Annotated in this window: 17 protein-coding genes; 16 read left to right on the forward strand and 1 reads right to left on the reverse strand. The window is 59.0% G+C overall.

The annotated features are described in order from the left end of the window. Window positions 1-599: 599 nt before the first annotated feature. From ACESLM_RS14780 to ACESLM_RS14815, 8 genes are all read left to right on the forward strand, one after another. Window positions 600-2240 carry a response regulator gene (locus ACESLM_RS14780; protein ID WP_372632339.1) on the forward strand — a complete coding sequence of 547 codons (1641 nt, stop codon included), beginning with the start codon at window positions 600-602 and terminating at the stop codon, window positions 2238-2240. Beyond that, complete coding sequence (locus tag ACESLM_RS14785) at window positions 2237-2863, forward strand: SGNH/GDSL hydrolase family protein (RefSeq protein WP_372632340.1); 627 nt, start codon at window positions 2237-2239, stop codon at window positions 2861-2863. The genes ACESLM_RS14780 and ACESLM_RS14785 overlap by 4 nt, the downstream gene beginning before the upstream one ends. A gap of 54 nt (window positions 2864-2917) precedes the next feature. Then, on the forward strand, window positions 2918-4738 hold the full coding sequence (locus ACESLM_RS14790) for a cache domain-containing sensor histidine kinase (RefSeq protein WP_372632341.1): 1821 nt from the start codon (window positions 2918-2920) through the stop codon (window positions 4736-4738). Window positions 4739-4930: 192 nt separating this feature from the next. Beyond that, window positions 4931-5845, forward strand: coding sequence for an ABC transporter permease (locus ACESLM_RS14795; RefSeq protein WP_372632342.1), 915 nt, complete (start codon window positions 4931-4933; stop codon window positions 5843-5845). Between the two features lie 18 nt (window positions 5846-5863). Further along, on the forward strand, window positions 5864-6748 hold the full coding sequence (locus ACESLM_RS14800) for a carbohydrate ABC transporter permease (RefSeq protein WP_094049005.1): 885 nt from the start codon (window positions 5864-5866) through the stop codon (window positions 6746-6748). A 123-nt stretch (window positions 6749-6871) separates the two neighbouring features. Beyond that, entirely contained in the window at window positions 6872-8422 is a 1551-nt protein-coding gene (locus tag ACESLM_RS14805; RefSeq protein ID WP_372632343.1) for an extracellular solute-binding protein, read from the forward strand. A 119-nt stretch (window positions 8423-8541) separates the two neighbouring features. Next, window positions 8542-9588: a glycoside hydrolase family 130 protein gene (locus ACESLM_RS14810; protein WP_372632344.1), complete on the forward strand. Its 1047-nt coding sequence runs from the start codon at window positions 8542-8544 to the stop codon at window positions 9586-9588. Between the two features lie 4 nt (window positions 9589-9592). Beyond that, entirely contained in the window at window positions 9593-11080 is a 1488-nt protein-coding gene (locus tag ACESLM_RS14815) for an FAD-dependent oxidoreductase (RefSeq protein ID WP_372632345.1), read from the forward strand. 136 nt (window positions 11081-11216) lie between these two features. Here the strand turns inward: ACESLM_RS14815 and ACESLM_RS14820 are convergent, their stop codons facing one another. Next, on the reverse strand, window positions 11217-11381 hold the full coding sequence (locus ACESLM_RS14820; RefSeq protein WP_372632346.1) for a hypothetical protein: 165 nt from the start codon (window positions 11379-11381) through the stop codon (window positions 11217-11219). A gap of 140 nt (window positions 11382-11521) precedes the next feature. Between ACESLM_RS14820 and ACESLM_RS14825 the strand changes: the two genes are divergently transcribed. The 8 genes from ACESLM_RS14825 (at window position 11522) to ACESLM_RS14860 (ending at window position 18303) form a co-directional block, all read left to right on the forward strand. Then, complete coding sequence (locus ACESLM_RS14825) at window positions 11522-12007, forward strand: RrF2 family transcriptional regulator (protein WP_372632347.1); 486 nt, start codon at window positions 11522-11524, stop codon at window positions 12005-12007. Between the two features lie 54 nt (window positions 12008-12061). Further along, on the forward strand, window positions 12062-12979 hold the full coding sequence (locus ACESLM_RS14830; protein ID WP_372632348.1) for an NAD(P)/FAD-dependent oxidoreductase: 918 nt from the start codon (window positions 12062-12064) through the stop codon (window positions 12977-12979). After that, window positions 12976-13857 (forward strand): class I SAM-dependent methyltransferase, encoded by an 882-nt coding sequence (locus tag ACESLM_RS14835; RefSeq protein WP_372632349.1) that lies wholly within the window; start codon window positions 12976-12978, stop codon window positions 13855-13857. Before ACESLM_RS14830 ends, ACESLM_RS14835 begins: the two co-directional genes overlap by 4 nt. A 151-nt stretch (window positions 13858-14008) precedes the next feature. Then, complete coding sequence (locus ACESLM_RS14840) at window positions 14009-14770, forward strand: SDR family oxidoreductase (protein ID WP_372632370.1); 762 nt, start codon at window positions 14009-14011, stop codon at window positions 14768-14770. 185 nt (window positions 14771-14955) lie between these two features. Then, the gene (locus ACESLM_RS14845; RefSeq protein WP_372632350.1) at window positions 14956-15519 is read left to right on the forward strand and encodes a TetR/AcrR family transcriptional regulator; all 564 of its coding nucleotides are present in this window, start codon (window positions 14956-14958) and stop codon (window positions 15517-15519) included. A gap of 166 nt (window positions 15520-15685) precedes the next feature. Continuing rightward, on the forward strand, window positions 15686-16624 hold the full coding sequence (gene nikB, locus ACESLM_RS14850; RefSeq protein WP_372632351.1) for a nickel ABC transporter permease: 939 nt from the start codon (window positions 15686-15688) through the stop codon (window positions 16622-16624). A 13-nt stretch (window positions 16625-16637) separates the two neighbouring features. Then, window positions 16638-17447, forward strand: coding sequence for a nickel transporter permease (gene nikC / locus ACESLM_RS14855; RefSeq protein WP_372632352.1), 810 nt, complete (start codon window positions 16638-16640; stop codon window positions 17445-17447). A 28-nt stretch (window positions 17448-17475) separates the two neighbouring features. Continuing rightward, window positions 17476-18303 carry an ABC transporter ATP-binding protein gene (locus tag ACESLM_RS14860; RefSeq protein WP_372632354.1) on the forward strand — a complete coding sequence of 276 codons (828 nt, stop codon included), beginning with the start codon at window positions 17476-17478 and terminating at the stop codon, window positions 18301-18303. Window positions 18304-18306: the final 3 nt, after the last annotated feature.

Consider the following 18306-nt stretch of genomic DNA (forward strand, 5'->3'; position numbering starts at 1 on the left):
TCTTCCATGGTCATCGATCTGAGAATCGCCTCAAATTCCATCGTTGGCGAAGGTAAGCAAGCGTAAAATAGTCCCCATCTCATCCGAAGCGAGGACTATTTTCGCTTACTCTTTATGAGCTACCGGATTCTGCGGAATACCCATACATTCGAACGGAGACGAATTAGCACAAAGCCCGCGGCCAGCAAACATCTGGTGGCAGGAGCCAAGCGAAGGCCAGGTCTGAGCAGTTGACGGCAGGGTCTGGCGTTGCCAATGATACAAACGTCAACAATCCGCCTTACTCCAAACCTATCACGTGCAAATGTGATCGTCACCACATCAACCCGACGACGCGGTCTACGGGGACGGCGTTGAGAGGTTTTTGCCATAAAGGTCACCTCCCCTCTTCTTCAATTACCCTAGTAAATGCTTATTTGTAATAATAGGAAACTGTCAAATGAACTCATCTTAATGAAATGGGGTCAGTATCTACTGAAGATTCGACTATCTTTCCATAAGCTTGTCGTAGCGAAGAGAGACGATAAACCGCTTATAATAGAATAAAAAGCGCCGCGGCCTTTTCGCACAATGGTCTTTTCATCGGGGGGAGGAAGCTTATGTACAAGCTGATCATCGTGGATGACGAGTATTCGACGCGCAACGGTCTGAAAATCTGCATCCATTGGTTCGATTACGGCATCGAAGTCGCCGGGGAGGCCGAGAACGGCAACAAGGGGCTGGATCTGGCCGAACGGGTCCGGCCGGACATTGTGCTGACCGATGTGAAGATGCCGGGCATGGACGGGATCGAGATGGTGAAAAGGTTGAAGGAACGCCATCCCGATACGAAGATCGTGTTCATCAGCGGGTACGACGATATCGAATATTTGAAATCGGCGATGAAGATGGATGTGGTGGATTACATTCTGAAGCCCGTTAATCTGCAGGAACTGACCGCGGTTATCGAGAAAATCATGGCGATGTCGAAGCGGGAGGAGAACCGCAAGGATATGCTGCAGCGGCTGTCCGCCAAGCTGAACGAGAGCATCCCGCTGCTGCGGGAGAAGTTCTTCATCCAACTGATCAAGGACGGCAACATGGACCGCGCCTCGACGGAGAAGCGCATCGATTTCCTTGACTTGCGGCTGTCCTACCAGGCGCCTTATTGCGCCATCATCATCGGCATCGACAACCCTCGGACCGTGTTCGAGAAGATGCCCGAGCAGAATACGCAGCTGATTTCCTTTGCCATTCAAAATATTTGCCGGGAAGTCGTGGAGGCGCGCGCTTCCGGAAGCGCGTTCGAGCATCAGCGGGGGGAATACGTGCTGATCGTAGAACTGCCGGAGAATGAAGGGGAGGAGATTATTTTCCCCTTGGTCAGCGAATTGATGACCAGTCTGAACGGGTTTCTGAGTCGGATGGTCGGCGGCATCAGCCTGACGATCGGGATCGGCGGCACGGTCGAGCATCTGGGACGATTGGCCGACAGCTACCAGATGGCGTCGGGCGCGATCGAGCGCAAGCTGTTTCTCGGCAGAAACCAGGTCGTCACCTTCGACGCGATGGCGGCGCGCAAGGACGTCGATTACCGCGCCGTCAACGAACGAATGACCTCGCTGTCCTCCGTGCTCAAGTCGGGAGACGCCGTTCAGGTGTCGCATCGGCTGGACGCGCTGTTCGAAGAATTGCGCGGAAGCTCGGGCATCGGCTATATCGATTGCCAGCGGATAGGGCTGCAGGTGCTGCTCGTCGCGTCGCAGTTTCTGTCCGAGTCCGGCATTCGCGCGGGCGATCTGGGCGAACGGGAGTCCGAAGCCTGGGCGCAGCTGATGAAGCTGGAGACGCTGGACGATATGAGCCATCATCTGAAGGTGTATTTAACGCAGGTATGCGAACGGATCGAGCATCGGGAGGACAGGAGAATCCCGGAAGTCATTACGGAAATCATGCGCATCATTCAGGAGCGCTACTCCGAAAACTTGACGATCGCGGACATTGCCGCGCAGGTGTATCTGGCTAAGACGTATATTTGCCTGTTGTTCAAGCAGGAGACCGGGGAGACGATCAACGAATATATAACCAGGGTCAGAATGGAGCAAGCCAAGAAACTGTTGAACGGCACGGATCGCAAGCTGGCGGAGATCTGCACGGCGATCGGCTATGCCGAGCCCAGCTATTTCACGAAACAGTTCCGCAAATATACGGGTATGAATCCGAGCGACTATCGGGACATTCACAGGAGGACGGACGGATGAACGGGAGCAGGTGGCGCGGCGCCGGCTGGGCGACGCTGGGGGACAGCATCACTGCGGCCGGCGGGTATCAACCGCTCGTGCAGCAGGCGCTCGGCTTCGCCCGGGCGGACAACTTCGGGCGCGGAGGCTGCCCGCTGACCGCAGGCAGCGACCGGGACGAAGGAGCGACCGTTCATATGGGCCGCCGTCTCGAAGCGCCGTACGATTGCATTACGATATTCGCGGGGACGAACGATTATCGGCTGAGTATGCCGCTGGGGGAGCTGCGGGCGGTGGGCGGCGTGTTCGACGATCGCACTTTTTTCGGCGCCTATCAGACGCTGGTAGAGCAGCTGCAGAGCCGTTATCCGCTCAGCCGGATCAATCTGTGGACGCCGCTGCAGCGGGACAAGGACGGATACGATGGCGAGAGGCGCAACGAAGTCGGCTGTCTGCTGGCCGATTATGCGGCTGCCGCGATCCGGGTCGGACAGGCGTACGCTTTGCCGGTGCTGGATTTATACTCGGTCAGCGGCTTCAACAAGCTGACGCTGGATACCTTCACCAGCGACCGGCTCCACCCTAACGAGGCGGGCTTCCGGCGCATCGCCGATACGGCCATTTCGTTCCTGGGCGCGATTTGACCCGGATGCCGCGGCAGGATAGAGACGGCTTCACGGCGGGAGGTAAACGGAGCGATGGGGATTTGGCGTAAATTACAGCTGTTGTGGCTCACTTACCGGAAGATGCTGCTGCTCTATCTGTTGGTCGTGCTGCTGCCGGCCGGCGTTATGCTGTATTCCTATTTCGAGAAATCGGCCGATATTTTGGAGCGCCAGGTCACGGAGTCGATGCTGAAATCCGTCCAACAGGTGAAAATCAATCTGGATTATCGCCTGTCCAAGGTGGGCGATATTTCCGATGCGCTCATTCTCAACTCCGATCTGTACGACATTCTCGCCCTCGATCCGCTTGTCGGCACCAAGTTCAGTCAAGTGGAAGAGGAGAAGAAGCTGGGCAATCTGATCCGCAGTCTTCAAGGCAGCGACATTCTGAAAATCAAGCTGTACGTCAACGCCGACAAAATGTATGCGGGCGAGCACGTCAACTTCTTCAGCCTCGACCTTGCGCGGGAGATGCCGTGGTACGACGCTGTAATCGGACGCAACGGCGCAGTGGAATGGATACCGACGCATGTCGAGAATTATATCAGCTCGCCCGGCGAGGTCCGGGTATTCTCGTCCGCCCGGATGATTCGGGACCCGAACGAATATGCCCGCGTGATCGGCATTCTGATGCTGGACATGCCGGAAGCCAATCTGGCGGCCATTCTGAACGACGCCGAGCTGGACGTCTCCAATCGGAACATGTACGTCGTCGATCGGGACGGCGTCATCGTATCCCACGGGCAGCCGGACAAGATCGGCGGCAAGCTTCCCGTGCCGGAGTCCGTCGGTTTGTTCGGCAGTCGGCCGTCCGGCATCGAGAAGTTCGCGATGAACGGGCAGCCTTACTTCATGATTCACGCCGCGCTGGGCGCAGGCGGGTGGAGCGTGGTATCCTTGCTGCCGGCCCGTCAGATCAACCATATGAACAACGATTTCAATTTCGGATTTTCGCTTATTTTGACGTTGTCGCTGGCGCTGCTGTTTATTCTGGGCGCTTTTCTCGTGTTTGTGCATGTCACCCGCGGCACGATCAATCGCGTCCGCGATATTACCGAGCAATTGCGGGAGCGCGGCGCCGCCATGATCGAAGAAGGAATTCCCCACCACAGCGGCGTCGTCATTCGGCTGGAGAAGAGCGTGGCGCACATGCTGTCGACGTTCCAGGATCTGATCGAAGACAATTACCGCGTCAAGGAGCAGGAGAAGGAAGCGAGATTTCGGGCTTTGCAGGCGCAGATCAACCCGCATTTTCTGTACAACGCGCTCGATACGATCAATTGGATGGCGCTGACCAAGGGCGCGCACGACATCAGCCGGATGCTGAACATGCTGGCGCAGTATTTTCGGCTGACCTTGAACAAGGGCAAGGACATCGTGTCGCTGGAGGACGAGATGAACCTGGCGCGGGCCTATCTGGAAATCCAGAAGCAGCGGTTCCATAACTTCGATTACGCGGTGGAGTGTCCGGAGACTCTGTCCGCCCGGCTTATTCCCAAGCTGTCGATTCAGCCGCTGATCGAGAACGCGATTCTGCACGGCATTCAAGGCGTCGAAGGTCATTACGGCAGCATTCGGGTGGAGGCGGAACCAATCGTAGACGGCGGCGGGTTCGTGATCCGGGTGTCCGACGACGGGAACGGCATGAACGAGGAACAGGTGGCGCAGCTGTATGCCAGCCTGGACGCCCCGCCGTCTCCCTCGCCGTCCGGCTACGGTCTGTACAACGTATGGGAGCGCGTGCGGCTGTTCACCGGCGGCGAAGGCAGGCTGCATGTTCGATCGGCGCCGGGAGCAGGGACGACCGTCAGCCTGTTCATGCCGGAGCGCGCGGAGCCAGGCGGCTCGCTGTAACCGGCGAATGGCGAGGCAAGATAGGACAAGGCTGTCCCGCAAGGCTGCAAGCAGGCCGGGCCGGGGCGGCCTTTTTTGCTGCGCGACCTGAAGAATGTACCAGTACCGTTGAACGATGTGCCTCACGACCGATCTCCTCCGGCCGCTATGATTAAACCAGGATCAAGCAGCGACGCTGGAGGGAGGGATAGCATGAAGGGCCGTATTCAATGGACTTCTCAAGTCAGACGCAATTACGATTTATACTTGTTGCTTATTCCGGGACTCGTATTTTTGGCGATCTTCAAATACACCCCGATATACGGCCTTGTCATCGCGTTTCAGGAGTTCAATATTTTCAAGGGCATTGGCGGCAGCGAGTGGGTCGGGCTCAAGCAGTTCGAGCGGTTGTTCTCCTCCGACGATTTCGGCAGGGTCATGACGAACACGCTGCTCATCAGCTTGTACAAGATCGTCATCCTGTTTCCGATTCCGATCGCGCTCGCGATTTTCCTGAACGAGGTCGGGAAAATGTGGTTCAAGCGCACGGTTCAGACGATCATCTACTTGCCCCATTTTCTGTCGTGGGTCATTATCGCGGGATTGTTCGTCAACATCATGTCGCCCTCCAACGGCATCGTGAACAATATCATCGAATTTTTCGGCGGCGAACCGGTCAACTTCTTCATGGACAACGACTATTTCCGCAGCGTGATCGTGGCCACGGCCGGCTGGAAGGAAGCGGGCTGGAACGCCATCATTTTCATCGCCGCGATCGCCGGACTCGACCCCGAATTGTACGAGGCTTCGAAGCTGGACGGAGCCAGCCGGATTCAGCAGATTTTCACCATTACGCTGCCCGGGATCGCCTCGACCATCGTGCTCATGTTCATTTTGCGGATCGGTCATGTGCTGGAGGCGGGAACGGAACAGATTCTGCTGCTGTACAACCCGACCGTCTACGAGACGGGCGACGTCATCGGCACCTACATTTACCGGATGGGGCTGACCTCGATGGAATACAGCTTCTCCACTGCCGTCGGGCTGTTCGAATCGGTCATCGGGTTCTTCCTCGTCATCGGAGGCAACTGGATGGCCAAGCGGGTGACGGGCAAGAGCATATGGTAACGAAGGAGGCGAACGAAGTTGGAGCATTCAATCAAACGGCCATGGTCTGAGAAGATTTACATCGGGGCGGTGTACGTCATCCTGATCGGCTCGGGCATTCTCTGCCTGTTTCCCTTCTTGAACGTGCTTGCCAAGTCGCTCAGCGCCAACTGGGCGATCATATCCGGCAAGGTGGGGCTGCTGCCGGTGGCCTTCACGATGGAGAACGTCATGTTCGTCCTTCGCGACCGGCTGTTTCAGAACGCGTTCCTGATCTCGGTCTTCGTCACGGTCGTCGGCTCGCTCGGCGCGGTCCTGTTTACCGCCGTCTCCGCGTATCCGCTGTCCAAGAAGCATCTGCCGGGCATCAAGTTTATTTTGCTGCTCTACATCTTCACGATGCTGTTCAACGGCGGGCTGGTGCCGACCTACCTGCTGATCAAAAATCTTCATCTGATGGACAATCTGGCCTCGCTGATTTTGCCGGCCCTGATCAATGTGTTCAACCTGCTGCTGATGAAAAATTACTACGAGAGCCTGCCGGAAAGTCTGGAGGAATCGGCCAAGCTCGACGGCGCAAGCAACCTGAGAATCGTACTCTCCATCGTCATTCCGATCTCGGCGCCGGTATTCGCGACGATCAGCCTGTTCTACGCGGTGTACTTCTGGAGCAACTGGTTTCACCCGATGCTGTATTTGAACGATCCTTCGCTCAAGCCGCTGCAGCTGTATTTACGGGACATTATTTTGCAGGCTTCGGACGAGAATCTGCTCAACCAGGACATCGACGCGCTGCTCAATCTGTCGCCGGAGGGCATTCGCAATGCGACGATCATCGTATCGACGATCCCGATTCTGCTCGTCTACCCGATGCTGCAGAAGTATTTTATCAAGGGGATTTTGATCGGTTCCGTTAAAGGTTGACCGGGCCGGGACGGCCTTGCCGGACGGAATAATCCCTTGCGCTTGGATCGCGGCAAGCTTGTACCCATTTGCGGCAAAGCGCAGCGGGTTTATTTATAATAAAGCTTATTGGAGGGGTTAGAGATGTCGAGGAAAAAAGGGCTCGCCGCACTGCTCGTACTGCTGCTGTCGTTTGCGACGATTCTGGCGGCATGCGGGGGCAACAACAAGGACGCCGGCGGCAATTCCGGCGCAAGCCCGGCTTCGCCGAGCGCAAGCGCCAAGGCGCCGGAAAGCTCTGCGGCCGCGCCGGAAGAGAAGCCGGTTCTGAAAGCTCTGCGCAATTACATGCAGGACGATTACAACAGCTACCCGGTGAATCAGTACATCCAGGAAAAGACGGGCTATACCGTTCGAAACGATATGCTGCCGCAGGAGAAGCCGGGCGACAAGCTGAACCTGATTATGGCTTCCGGCGCGGATTACGATTTCATCGACGCGATGAATACGCAGGACTTCTTCAACTTCGCGAAGAACGGCGCGCTGACCGATCTTACGCCGCTGATCGAGCAGTTCGGTCCCAATATTAAGCAAGCGCTTTCTCCGGAATCGCTGGCGGGCGCGACGGTGGACGGCAAACTATACGGCATTCCCACGCTTAACGTCAGCTACGTGAGGGACGGCTTGCTGATCCGAACCGATTGGCTGGACAAAGTCGGGAAGGCGATGCCGACGACGCTGGACGAATTCGTCGATGTGCTGAAGGCGTTTAAGGAGCAGGATCCCGGCGGCAACGGGAAGAACAACATTCCGTTCACGATTGACAGCATCGGGCTGGTGGACAACATCATGGGCGCGTTCGGCATTTACGGCCAGTGGAACGAGCTGGACGGCAAGCCGGTTAATGTATCGAGCCATCCGGCGTTGAAGGATTATGCGTCATTCATGCGTTCCTTATACGAGCAGGGACTGCTGGACAAGGAATTCGCCACGAATAAATCGGCCACTTCCGCGGAGAAGTTCACCAGCGGCCGCGCCGGCGTCATCTGGGCGCGCTGGTCGTCGATTCCCGGATACGACGAAGCGATCAAGAAGAACGTCCCCGACGCGGCTTATCAGTTCATTCCTCCGATGAAAGGTCCGGACGGACGGAGCGGATTTACGCAGATCGGAGGGTTCAACAAAATCACGTTCGTGCCCAAGTCGGCGAAGCATCCCGAAGACGTGGTGAAGATGGTCAACGCGATGCTGGACCCAGAGACGTTCAAAGGGATATTCGTCGGCGAGGAAGGCGTCACCTATACGCTCGAGAACGGCAACTATATGCCGATCGAGCCGGCGTTCTTCGAGCAGAGGGGCTCCGCGAACAACTTCGTGATCGGCATGGACGAAGCCAACTTCGTGACGTATTGGCAAGCGCGCCTGCAGAAGAGCAAAGCGATGTTCGACAACTTCCAGCTCGTCAACAGCATCCCCAAGGAGCAAATCCATCAGGACGTGCTGGCGTTCGCGCCATATTTGCCGAAATATTCGGCGAACGGAGCCAAGCTGGACAGCGCCGTGAACGACTACCTGATCAAGATGATCGTGGACGGCGTATCGGACGACTCCATCGCCGGCCTTCAGAAAGCCTGGAACGGCGCGGGCGGAGAAGAAGTCGCTCAGGAAGTGAGCTCTTGGTACGCGAGTAAATAAAGTCCGGTTCGGGGCTCCGGCTGTGCCGGGGTCCTCGATTCGTACGCGCCGTTCAGGGCGGCGAAATCCGGCAATCCCGACATCGGAGAAGACTGGAAAGCGGAGAGGAAGTGGCAAGGATGGCGAATTCCGGAGCAAGCGGCGCAGCTAGCGTTCCGCTGCGGTCGGCAGCGGTTGTTCATCGGTATGAGGGCAATCCCGTGCTGTCGCCCCGTCAAGTGCCCTACGGTCCCGCGATGGTGTTCAACGCGGGGGTAACCAAGTACGAGGGCAAATACGCGATGGTGTTCCGCAACGACTACGGAGACGAACAGGCAGAGCGGGTGCACGCCAGCCGGACGACGAATCTGGGGCTGGCCTTCAGCGACGACGGCATAAACTGGGAGGTGCGGCCTTCGCCTGTCTGGCAGTGGTGCGACGAAGAAGTGGATCGCGTGTACGATCCGCGCTTGACGGTTATCGAAGGCAAGGTGTATCTGTGCTTCGCGATGGATACGAAACACGGACTGCGGGGCGGCATTGCGACGACGGAAGATTTCGAGAGCTTCGACGTGGTCAGTCTGAGCGTACCGGACAATCGCAACATGGTGCTGTTCCCGGAACGAATCGGCGGCCGGTACATGCGGCTGGAGCGGCCGATGCCAGTGTATAGCCGAGGCGGACGCGACCGGTTCGATCTGTGGCTGTCCGAGTCGCCGGACCTGGTCTACTGGGGGAAGTCGTCCCTCGTGCTGGGCGTCGAGCAGGTCGCGTACGCCAACGACAAGATCGGTCCCGGCGCGCCGCCGGTGCGCACGAAGCAGGGCTGGCTGACGACGTTCCACGCCGTCGATATCGATCCGGCGCGCGGCAAGAACGGCTGGGAGCCGAAGTGGACGAAGCGCTACAGCGCCGGCATCATGCTGCTAGACCTGGACGATCCGCGCAAGGTGATCGGCCGCTCCCGTGCGCCGCTGCTGGCGCCGGAGGCTCCCTATGAGGTCGCGGGCGGATTTCGCAACGACGTGATCTTCCCCGGAGGCATGATTCTTGAAGACAGCGGAGAAGTGAAAATCTATTACGGAGCCGCGGATACGGTGGAATGTCTGGCGACCGCGCATGTGGACGACCTGATTGCCTTGTGCCTGAAGGACGGCCCGGGCGGTCCTGCGACGGATGGAGGATAAGCGAATGATGTACGATCTGGTGATCTACGGAGGCACGTCGGCAGGACTGGCCGCCGCCGTGCAGGCCAGCAGGCTGGGACTGCGCGCGGTTGTGCTGGAGCCGTCCGCGCGCTTGGGCGGGCTTAGCTCGGGCGGGCTCGGCGACACCGACTTCGGAGACAAAAGCGCGATCGGCGGATTGTCGCTGGACTTCTACCGGAGGCTCGGACGCAGGTACGGCACGGATAACGCGGCGGCATGGCTGTTCGAGCCCAAGGAGGCGCTGGCCGTGTTCCGGGAATGGGTTGAGGAATACGGGCTCGACGTGCGCTTCGGCGAACGGCTCGACCCGATCGATCCGCTCGTCAAGCAAGGGAGCCGCATTGCGGCGATCCGGATGGAATCCGGCCGCAGCTTCAGCGGGCGGATGTATATGGATGCCGGATACGAAGGGGATCTGATGAAAGCCGCGGGCGTGTCCTACGCGACGGGCCGCGAGTCCAACAGCGTATACGGGGAAACGTACAACGGCATTCAGACCGCCAACGCGGTGAAAAACCAACTGCCGCACGGCGTCGATCCATATGTGGTCAAAGGCGACCCGTCCAGCGGCCTGCTCCCCGGCGTCAATCCGGACGCCGGCGGCCCCGACGGACAGGGCGACCATAGAATTCAAGCCTACTGTTACCGGATGTGCCTGACGGACGACCCGGCCAACCGGGTATTCGTAGAGCGTCCGGACGGCTACGACGAGCGGGATTACGAGCTGCTGTTCCGGGCGATCGAGCAAGGAGAGCAAATCTTTTTCAAGCTGAACAAGGTGCCGAACCGCAAGACCGATTCGAACAATGACAAGGGCTTCTCCACGGACTATATCGGCTGCAACTATGATTATCCGGAAGCTTCGTACGCCGAACGGGACTTGATCGCGGCTGCGCACGAGCGCCACCAGCGCGGCTTGATCTGGACGCTGCAGCATCACCCGAGGGTGCCGGATCAGCTTCGCGCGTTTTATGCGCCGTGGGGGCTGCCCCTGGACGAATTCGAGGAGAACGGGCATTGGTCGCCGCAGCTCTACATTCGGGAAGCCAGAAGAATGGTGGGCGACTTCGTCATGAACGAACACCATATTTTCCTGCGTTCGCCCGTTGCGGACGCCATCGGACAAGGTTCCTACACGATGGACTCGCACAATGTGCAAAGGCATGTGAGCGCGGAAGGCTTCGCGGTTAACGAAGGCGATGTGCAGATCAAACTGAAGGGTCCGTACCCGATCAGCTATCGCGCCATCGTGCCCAAGGAAGAAGAGTGCGCCAACTTGTTCGTGCCCGTCTGCTTGTCGGCCTCGCATATCGCTTACGGCTCGATCCGCATGGAGCCGGTGTTCATGGTGCTGGGGCAATCCGCGGCGACCGCCGCGGCGCTCGCATTGGAAGCGGATATCCCCGTGCAGGCGGTGGATTACGCTGCGCTGAGGGCGCAAATGCTGCGAGACGGGCAAGTGCTGGCTTGATCCAGGGCGAGTATGCATACTCCGAGGATAGCAGATGTGCTACACGCCCTAGGCCCGGCTCCTTGCGTCAGCCTCCTTATAACTAAGCAAGAAGCTCTTGAATTCGTCCTGGCGACGGTTCAGGAGCTTTTTACGTTCAAGGTAGCGTTACGGCTATTCCCGCGAAGACGTCGTCCGGGTCGACGTGAGCAGGCACCTGCATGCGAAGCTGGCCGCCTTCCGGGCCCATCGCTGCCAGACCGAGATCGACGAGTGGGTATGGCGATCCGACCGCGAAGCGCTGTCCGGATTCGGCAAGCATGAGTATTTCACGCGCGGGGTTGGAAAGTCCGGCAAGGGGGGCGCTCACGATCTATTTTAACAATCGACTTGCCATTCGAGGGCAAATCGGATAATATGGACATCACAGGTCCATAATAAGTTTGCGGAGGGGAGGAAAGCATGCAATATTCCAAAAGCACGGATTACGCCCTGCACGCCCTGCTTCATCTCGCCCGTCCGGAGCTTCGGAATAACGTCGGCATCAAGGAGTTGTCCGGGATGTTGGAAGTCTCGGAGAGCTATCTGTCGAAGATCATGTCCAAGCTGCGACAGGACGGAATCGTGCGCGCGGTGCCGGGAGCGAACGGCGGTTATGAGCTGGCGCGACCGGCCAAGGACATCACCTTTCTCGATGTGGTCCAAGTCATCGAAGGCAGGCAGCAGATGTTCGAATGCTCGAACTCGCGATCGCGGCAGCATCGGCTGTTGGCGGAAGAAGAGGACGGGCGGGAGCCGGCGCCATCCAGAGGGAGCGAATGTTTGGTCGAGAAAGTGATGAACGGAGCGGAGCTGCAGCTTCACCGGTATTTGCGGGAGCACACGATCCAGTCGGTGCTGGATGAGGCGCTGCAGCGCGGCGGGTTTCAAGCAGCCAAGAAGCGATGAGCTTCTTGTAATCTAATTATGGACAATAAAGATCCATGGAGGTTGATTAGAAAAATGGAAAAACAACTGCTCGATGCGGCGATTATCGGCGGCGGCCCGGCAGGCTTAAACGCCGCGCTAGTACTGGGGAGAGCCAGAAAAAACGTGACGGTGATCGACGAAGGACGTCCCCGCAACGCGGTAACGCACGAGACCCACGGGTTTCTTACCCGCGACGGAGTCAGTCCCGGCGAATTTCGGCGAATCGCCAAGGAACAGATCGGCGCCTATCCGTCGGTGTCCTTCCTGGCGGATACGGCCGTGTCGATCGAGGGCGCGGATGGCCGGTTCCAAATCACGACGGCTCAAGGCGCCACGCTGCTTAGCAGAAAACTGTTGTTTGCCGTCGGCCTGAAGGATCGCCCGATGGATATCCCCGGACTGACGGATGTTTACGGGAAAAGCGCGTTCGTATGTCCGTATTGCGACGGGTGGGAATTACGGGATCAGCCGCTGGTTATCATTAACAAGGGAGCCGAGCTGATGCATTTTGCTCCTCTGATCTCCGGCTGGACGGACCGGTTTACGGTATGCACGAACGGCCCCGACGAGCTGACGGAGGAGCAGCGCGAAGAGCTTCGGCGGCACCGGGTGCCCCTGCTCGACTCGCCGATCCGCCGCATCGAATCCGATGACGGGATCGTGCGAGAGGTCGTGCTTGCGGACGGGACGGTCGTTCCGTGCAGGGGTATCTTTTTTAAACCGGAGCTGACGCTGGGATCGGACCTGCCCCAAACGCTCGGATGCGCGATGACGGAAATAGGAACGGCAGCGGTCGACGCATTCGGGAAAACCAACGTGCCGGGCGTCTACAGCGCGGGAGACGCGGCATCGCGGATGCATCAGGCGATCGCCGCCGCTTCGATGGGCGCGGTTGCCGCGGCGATGATAAACGGCGAGTTGAACGCTGAAGCTTGGGGGAGAAGCGAATGAATCACTTTTACGATGAAGCGGCGTGGGAGAAAGAGTGGAAGGATTACGGAGACTCGGTCGCGAACAGGCTGGCACGCGCCGGTGTCGATCTGTCCCGTTCTTTCGATTCCAAGGCGAAGTCGTTCAATGAGCAGTCCTTTAACGAAGAGGGAAGAAGGCGGACCGCGCGAATTATGAACTGGCTGGAAGTTCAAGGCGTAGAGTTCGAGGGAGCCTCCGTTCTGGACATCGGCGCCGCCTCCGGCGTATTCTCGCTGCCGTTCGCGGAGCGGGGAGCTTACATTACGGCCGTCGAGTCCTCTCCCCCGCTGGTCGAATTGCTGAGCGCCAACCTGGCCGGGTTCGGCCCGGACCGGGTGAACATTGTGGCGGAGCCGTTCGAGAATGTCGACGTGGAGGCTCGAGGCTGGAACGGGAAGTTCGACTTGGTTTTTGTCTCGATGTGCCCGGTCATTCGCGATTGGGAGAGCGTGGAGAAGGTGCTGGGCTGCGCAAGCCGGTTTTGTTACATCAGCCTGCCTGTCGGTTCGGCGGAGCATAGTCTGGCAAGCGAGATTTGGCCGCTTATCGTCGGCCAGCCGTTCAAGCCGGAGCCTACGGCTATGGGGTATCTGCTGCATCTGCTGTATCTCAAAGGCTACTCCTACCAATCGATCGTCACGCGGGAGACGAAAACGGCCGAGATGTCCCGGGAAGCGGCGCTTCAGGAAGCGATGAACTTGCTGAGCGGCCGGGGCTTGTCCGCCGACGAGGGGACCCGCCGCACGATTCAGGACTACCTGGAGCGCGCCTACCCGTCCGGAACGGTGCCCGTCAGTCAGGGCGGCCGCTTCGGCAAAGTCCTGATCCGTTTGCAGGACCTGTCTATGTACGGCTAGAACCAGGGGAAGCTTTGCCTGCCCAGCGCGCATCCGCGAGTGGCTGCGACGAAACCTCCGTACCGGTCGGTGAGGCTCGTTTGACAGCAGCGCGTCAATTCCCTATAATTTTATTGTACAGTTGTTCATTAAAATGACGGAGGGATTCGTGATGCGATTAAAAGGCAAAGTAGCGGTCGTCACCGGCGCCGCTTCGGGTATGGGCAAAGCGATTGCGGAATTATATGCGAAGGAAGGCGCCAAAGTCGTCATATCGGACCTGAACGTTGAAGGCGCGGAATTGGTCGCGTCCGGCATTCGGACAAGCGGCGGCGAAGCCGTCGCGATTAAGACGAACGTCGGCGACTTAAACGATGTCAACGCGATGATCGACAAAGCCGTCAACGAATTCGGTACGCTTGACATTCTGGTCAACAACGCCGGCATCATGGATAATATGGCCCCAGTCGGAGACGTGGACGACGAGAGATGGGATCTGATTTTCGACGTGAACACGAAAGGCGTCATGCGCGCGATCCGCAAGGCGCTGCCGATCTTCCTGGAGAAGGGAAGCGGCGTCATCGTCAATACGGCATCCACCGGCGGCTTCAGCGGCGCTCATGCGGGCGCAGCTTATACGGCTTCCAAGCATGCCGTCATCGGCATTACGAAGAATACCGGCTTCATGTACGCGCAGAAGGGCATTCGCTGCAACGCGATCGCTCCCGGCGCGACGATAACCAATATCGCCTCGACGATGACCAACATGAACGAATTCGGAGCGTCGCGGACGAAAGTGACGCAAGGCGTCATTCCGCGGGCCGGACAGCCCGAGGAAATCGCGCAAGTGGCGTTGTTCCTGGCGTCCGACGAGTCCAGCTTCGTGAACGGCGCAGTCATCGCCGCGGATGCCGGCTGGACGGCGGGCTTCTAAGCTGCGCCTGGCCGGAAGGCTGCAAGAAGAGCGAATCTTCTTGCAGCCTTTTTACATTTCCCCGATCCCGTTATATAATACAGGTTGCCATCAAGATATTAGACAGATGTTGAAAGAATTGTTCACTAACGTAAAATTGGCAAAAGGAAATAAATATACGGGATAACGAGCGGGGAATGGGAGATATGAATCCGAACGATTTGCGAGTCATCAATACGAAGAAGGCGTTGCACGAAGCGTTGCTGGCGCTGCTCAAAAATGCGCCGCTGGAATCGATCTCGGTATCGACGCTGTGCCGCAGAGCGGAAGTCAGCAGGGGGGCGTTCTATCTTCATTATAAGGACGTAAGCGCCCTGTTCGACGAGCACCTCCGCCATCTGCTTCAGGACTTGGAGGAATCCTATTACGAGCCATACCGTCTCGTTCCGGAACTCGTTCCGCATCTGCTCGATCCTTCGACGATCCGTATCTTCCATCATGTCAAGAAGTACCAGTCGTTCTACGAAATCGTGTTCGACAAGAATGCCTCGCTGTCTTACTACTATTCGCTGTTCGGCAAAATCAAGAGCTTAATGCTGGACAGCTCCTCGCTCCATCCGTCGGACGTTCAAAATCTGTCGCTGATGGTCGCGTATCAGACCAACGCGATCATGGGACTGCTGATCCAGTGGTACGAGGACGGCTTCTCCCACAGCCCCGAATATATGAACGAGCAGCTTGCCTATTTGCTGTATAGGTTGAACCCATAAGACGACTGATTTAATCGAAGATTACAGGGAACTGCTGTGAATGAATATCGGCAATCCGTTGTCAGATCTGGATGCGATTAAGCGATTGACAACCGGACGGGCATGAGGCATAATAGCCACATCTCTAATTGTAATATTTACAATTAATGAAAGTTGGACCGGCACCATGAGCAAATTCATTTTGCAGCGGCTGCTGCAATCCGCGGCGCTGCTGCTGGGCATTTCGCTGATCGCGTTCGGGCTGATGAGCTTGACGTCGGGCGATCCGGCCGAAATTCAGCTGCGTTCCGACGGGGTCCGGCCTTCGCTCGAAGCGATCGCCGCGATGCGGGTCGAGATGGGGCTCGACAAGCCGCTGTACGCGCAGTACGGGCATTGGCTGTGGCGGGCGCTGCATGGAGATTTGGGCTTATCCTTCGGCAGCGGTCGGCCGGTAACGTCAGAGCTGCTCGGCCGGCTGCCGGCCACGCTGCTGCTGACCGTCTGCGCGATCGCCCTGCTGCTGCTGACCGCGCTGCCGATTGGCGTCGTATCGGCTCTCTATCCGGGAAGCTGGATCGACCGTATCGGCCGGACGGCGGCGCTGCTCAGTGTCTCCATGCCCGGTTACTGGCTAGGCCTGCTACTGCTGTACTACGGAGCGGTAAAGCTGAAGTGGTTTCCGGTCACCGGGCTGGACGGCATCTCCAGCGTGCCGCTGCCGGCTTTTACGCTGGCCTTCGGTATGGCGGGAACCTATATCCGGCTCATCCGCGCGGGCATGCTCGACGCTCTCCGCCAAAGCTACGTGCGTTCGGCCAGGGCGCGCGGCTTGCGCGAAGCGGTCGTCGTCGGCTCGCATGCGCTGCGCAATGCGCTGCTGCCGACCGCGACGCTGCTGGGTATTCACTTCGGCCAACTGCTCGGCGGGGCCGTCGTCGTGGAGACGATATTCGCCTGGCCGGGTCTGGGCAAGTACGCCGTCGACGCGATCTTCTCCAAAGACTTCATCGTTATTCAAGGTTATGTGCTGCTTATGGCCGTAAGCGTCGTGACTGCCAATCTGCTGACGGATATCGGCTACAGGCTGCTGGATCCGAGAATTCGTCTCGGCAAGCCGGCGTAAAGGGGGAGTGCGGATGAACGTCCAAAATGCGTCTTCCCGTCGAAGCGCTGCCGTCTGGATCGGGGGCGTTCTTGTCGGCCTGGCGCTGCTGACCGCGCTCTTCGCTCCGTACCTAATGCCGTCGGACCCGCTGCTGATTAACCTGGACATCCGTCTCAGCCCGCCTTCCGCGCAATATCCGCTCGGCACCGATCATCTCGGCCGCTGCGTGCTGTCGCGGCTAATTGCCGGCACGCGGACGTCGCTGCTCTATTCGCTGCTGGCGCTGGGAGCGGTGATGCTGATCAGCGTGCCGGTCGGCGCACTCGCCGGTTACGTTGGCGGCCGCACGGATCAGACCGTCATGCGCCTTGTCGATCTGCTGCTGGCCTTTCCCGGTCTGGTGCTGGCGCTGGCAATCGCAGGGTTGCTCGGGCCGAGCCTGCGGAATCTGCTGTTAGCGTTCGTGCTCGTAGGCTGGGCGGGTCACGCCCGCATCGTTCGGGGGATCGTCCTGCAAATCAAGGAGAAGGACTTTATGCTGGCCGCCCGCGCCTCCGGCGCGTCGCATCGGCAGCTGGTGCTGCGGCATATGGTCCGCAACGCGGCCCGGCCGTTGCTCGTGCTCGCTTCCCTCGAGGTCGGAACGATGATCCTCTCGATCTCGGGGCTTTCCTTCCTCGGGCTCGGCGCGCAGCCGCCGACGCCCGAATGGGGGGCGATGCTGAGCGACAGTCGCGCTTACATGCAGACGGCTCCCCGGCTGATGCTGTTTCCCGGGCTGGCGATTATGGCGGTGGCGGCAGGCTTTAACCTACTGGGAGAAGGACTGAGGAAGGAATAGCCGGCTCATGGAAAAGGAGGGAGATCGGATGGCCAACGGCGATCTGTTGCGCATTCGCGGGCTGAGCGTGCAATTCGCCACGCCGGACGGGGCGGTGGAAGCGGTCCGGGAAGCGAGCCTGGACGTGCCTCCCGGTACGATCGTCGCCTTGATCGGCGAGAGCGGGAGCGGCAAATCGGCGACGGCGCTATCCGTCTTCGGGCTGCTCGATTCCCCCGGACGCGCGGCTGCGGGAGAGATCTGGCTGGGGGAGACGGACTTGCTGCGGTTGAAGCCGCGGGAGCTGCGCGAACGCAGAGGCCGGGATATGGCGATGATCTTCCAGGACCCGGCGAACAGCCTGAACCCAGTGCTGACGATCGGCTGGCAGATGATCGAAGCGATCCGCCGCCTTCGCCGCGTCTCGCGGAGCGAGGCGAAGGAGATCGCGATAGCCCAGCTGGCGCGCGTGGGCATGACTGATCCGGGGCTGCTGCGCCGCTATCCGTTCCAGATTAGCGGCGGGATGTGCCAGCGGGTGATGATCGCAATGGCGCTCGTCTCTGGGGCGCGGCTGCTGATCGCGGACGAGCCAACGACGGCGCTGGACGTCACGCTGCAGGCCCAACTGCTGAACGAGCTGTACCGGCTGCGGCGGGAGCGGGGGCTCGGCATCCTGCTCATTACGCACGATCTGGGAGTCGTGGCGGAAATCGCCGATTTCGTCTACGTCATGATGGAGGGGCGCATCGTGGAAGCGGCCGATGTCCACGCCCTGTTCGAGCGACCGGCGCACGATTATACGAGGAAGCTGCTAGACAGCCGCAGCCTGCGGGCCGATTCGCCCGCCCAGGCGGCTTCGGGACAGAGGGGGTGAGCG

Origin of the sequence: Cohnella sp., from assembly GCF_041641335.1 — a bacterium.
GTDB lineage: Bacteria > Bacillota > Bacilli > Paenibacillales > Paenibacillaceae > Cohnella.

Coding starts and splice junctions, on each gene's coding strand:
- ACESLM_RS14780 (WP_372632339.1), top strand. CDS start 600: ATGTACAAGCTGATCATCGTGGATGACGAGTATTCGACGCGCAACGGT.
- ACESLM_RS14785 (WP_372632340.1), top strand. CDS start 2,237: ATGAACGGGAGCAGGTGGCGCGGCGCCGGCTGGGCGACGCTGGGGGAC.
- ACESLM_RS14790 (WP_372632341.1), top strand. CDS start 2,918: ATGGGGATTTGGCGTAAATTACAGCTGTTGTGGCTCACTTACCGGAAG.
- ACESLM_RS14795 (WP_372632342.1), top strand. CDS start 4,931: ATGAAGGGCCGTATTCAATGGACTTCTCAAGTCAGACGCAATTACGAT.
- ACESLM_RS14805 (WP_372632343.1), top strand. CDS start 6,872: ATGTCGAGGAAAAAAGGGCTCGCCGCACTGCTCGTACTGCTGCTGTCG.
- ACESLM_RS14810 (WP_372632344.1), top strand. CDS start 8,542: ATGGCGAATTCCGGAGCAAGCGGCGCAGCTAGCGTTCCGCTGCGGTCG.
- ACESLM_RS14815 (WP_372632345.1), top strand. CDS start 9,593: ATGATGTACGATCTGGTGATCTACGGAGGCACGTCGGCAGGACTGGCC.
- ACESLM_RS14820 (WP_372632346.1), bottom strand. CDS start 11,381: ATGCTTGCCGAATCCGGACAGCGCTTCGCGGTCGGATCGCCATACCCA.
- ACESLM_RS14825 (WP_372632347.1), top strand. CDS start 11,522: ATGCAATATTCCAAAAGCACGGATTACGCCCTGCACGCCCTGCTTCAT.
- ACESLM_RS14830 (WP_372632348.1), top strand. CDS start 12,062: ATGGAAAAACAACTGCTCGATGCGGCGATTATCGGCGGCGGCCCGGCA.
- ACESLM_RS14835 (WP_372632349.1), top strand. CDS start 12,976: ATGAATCACTTTTACGATGAAGCGGCGTGGGAGAAAGAGTGGAAGGAT.
- ACESLM_RS14840 (WP_372632370.1), top strand. CDS start 14,009: ATGCGATTAAAAGGCAAAGTAGCGGTCGTCACCGGCGCCGCTTCGGGT.
- ACESLM_RS14845 (WP_372632350.1), top strand. CDS start 14,956: ATGAATCCGAACGATTTGCGAGTCATCAATACGAAGAAGGCGTTGCAC.
- nikB (WP_372632351.1), top strand. CDS start 15,686: ATGAGCAAATTCATTTTGCAGCGGCTGCTGCAATCCGCGGCGCTGCTG.
- nikC (WP_372632352.1), top strand. CDS start 16,638: ATGAACGTCCAAAATGCGTCTTCCCGTCGAAGCGCTGCCGTCTGGATC.
- ACESLM_RS14860 (WP_372632354.1), top strand. CDS start 17,476: ATGGCCAACGGCGATCTGTTGCGCATTCGCGGGCTGAGCGTGCAATTC.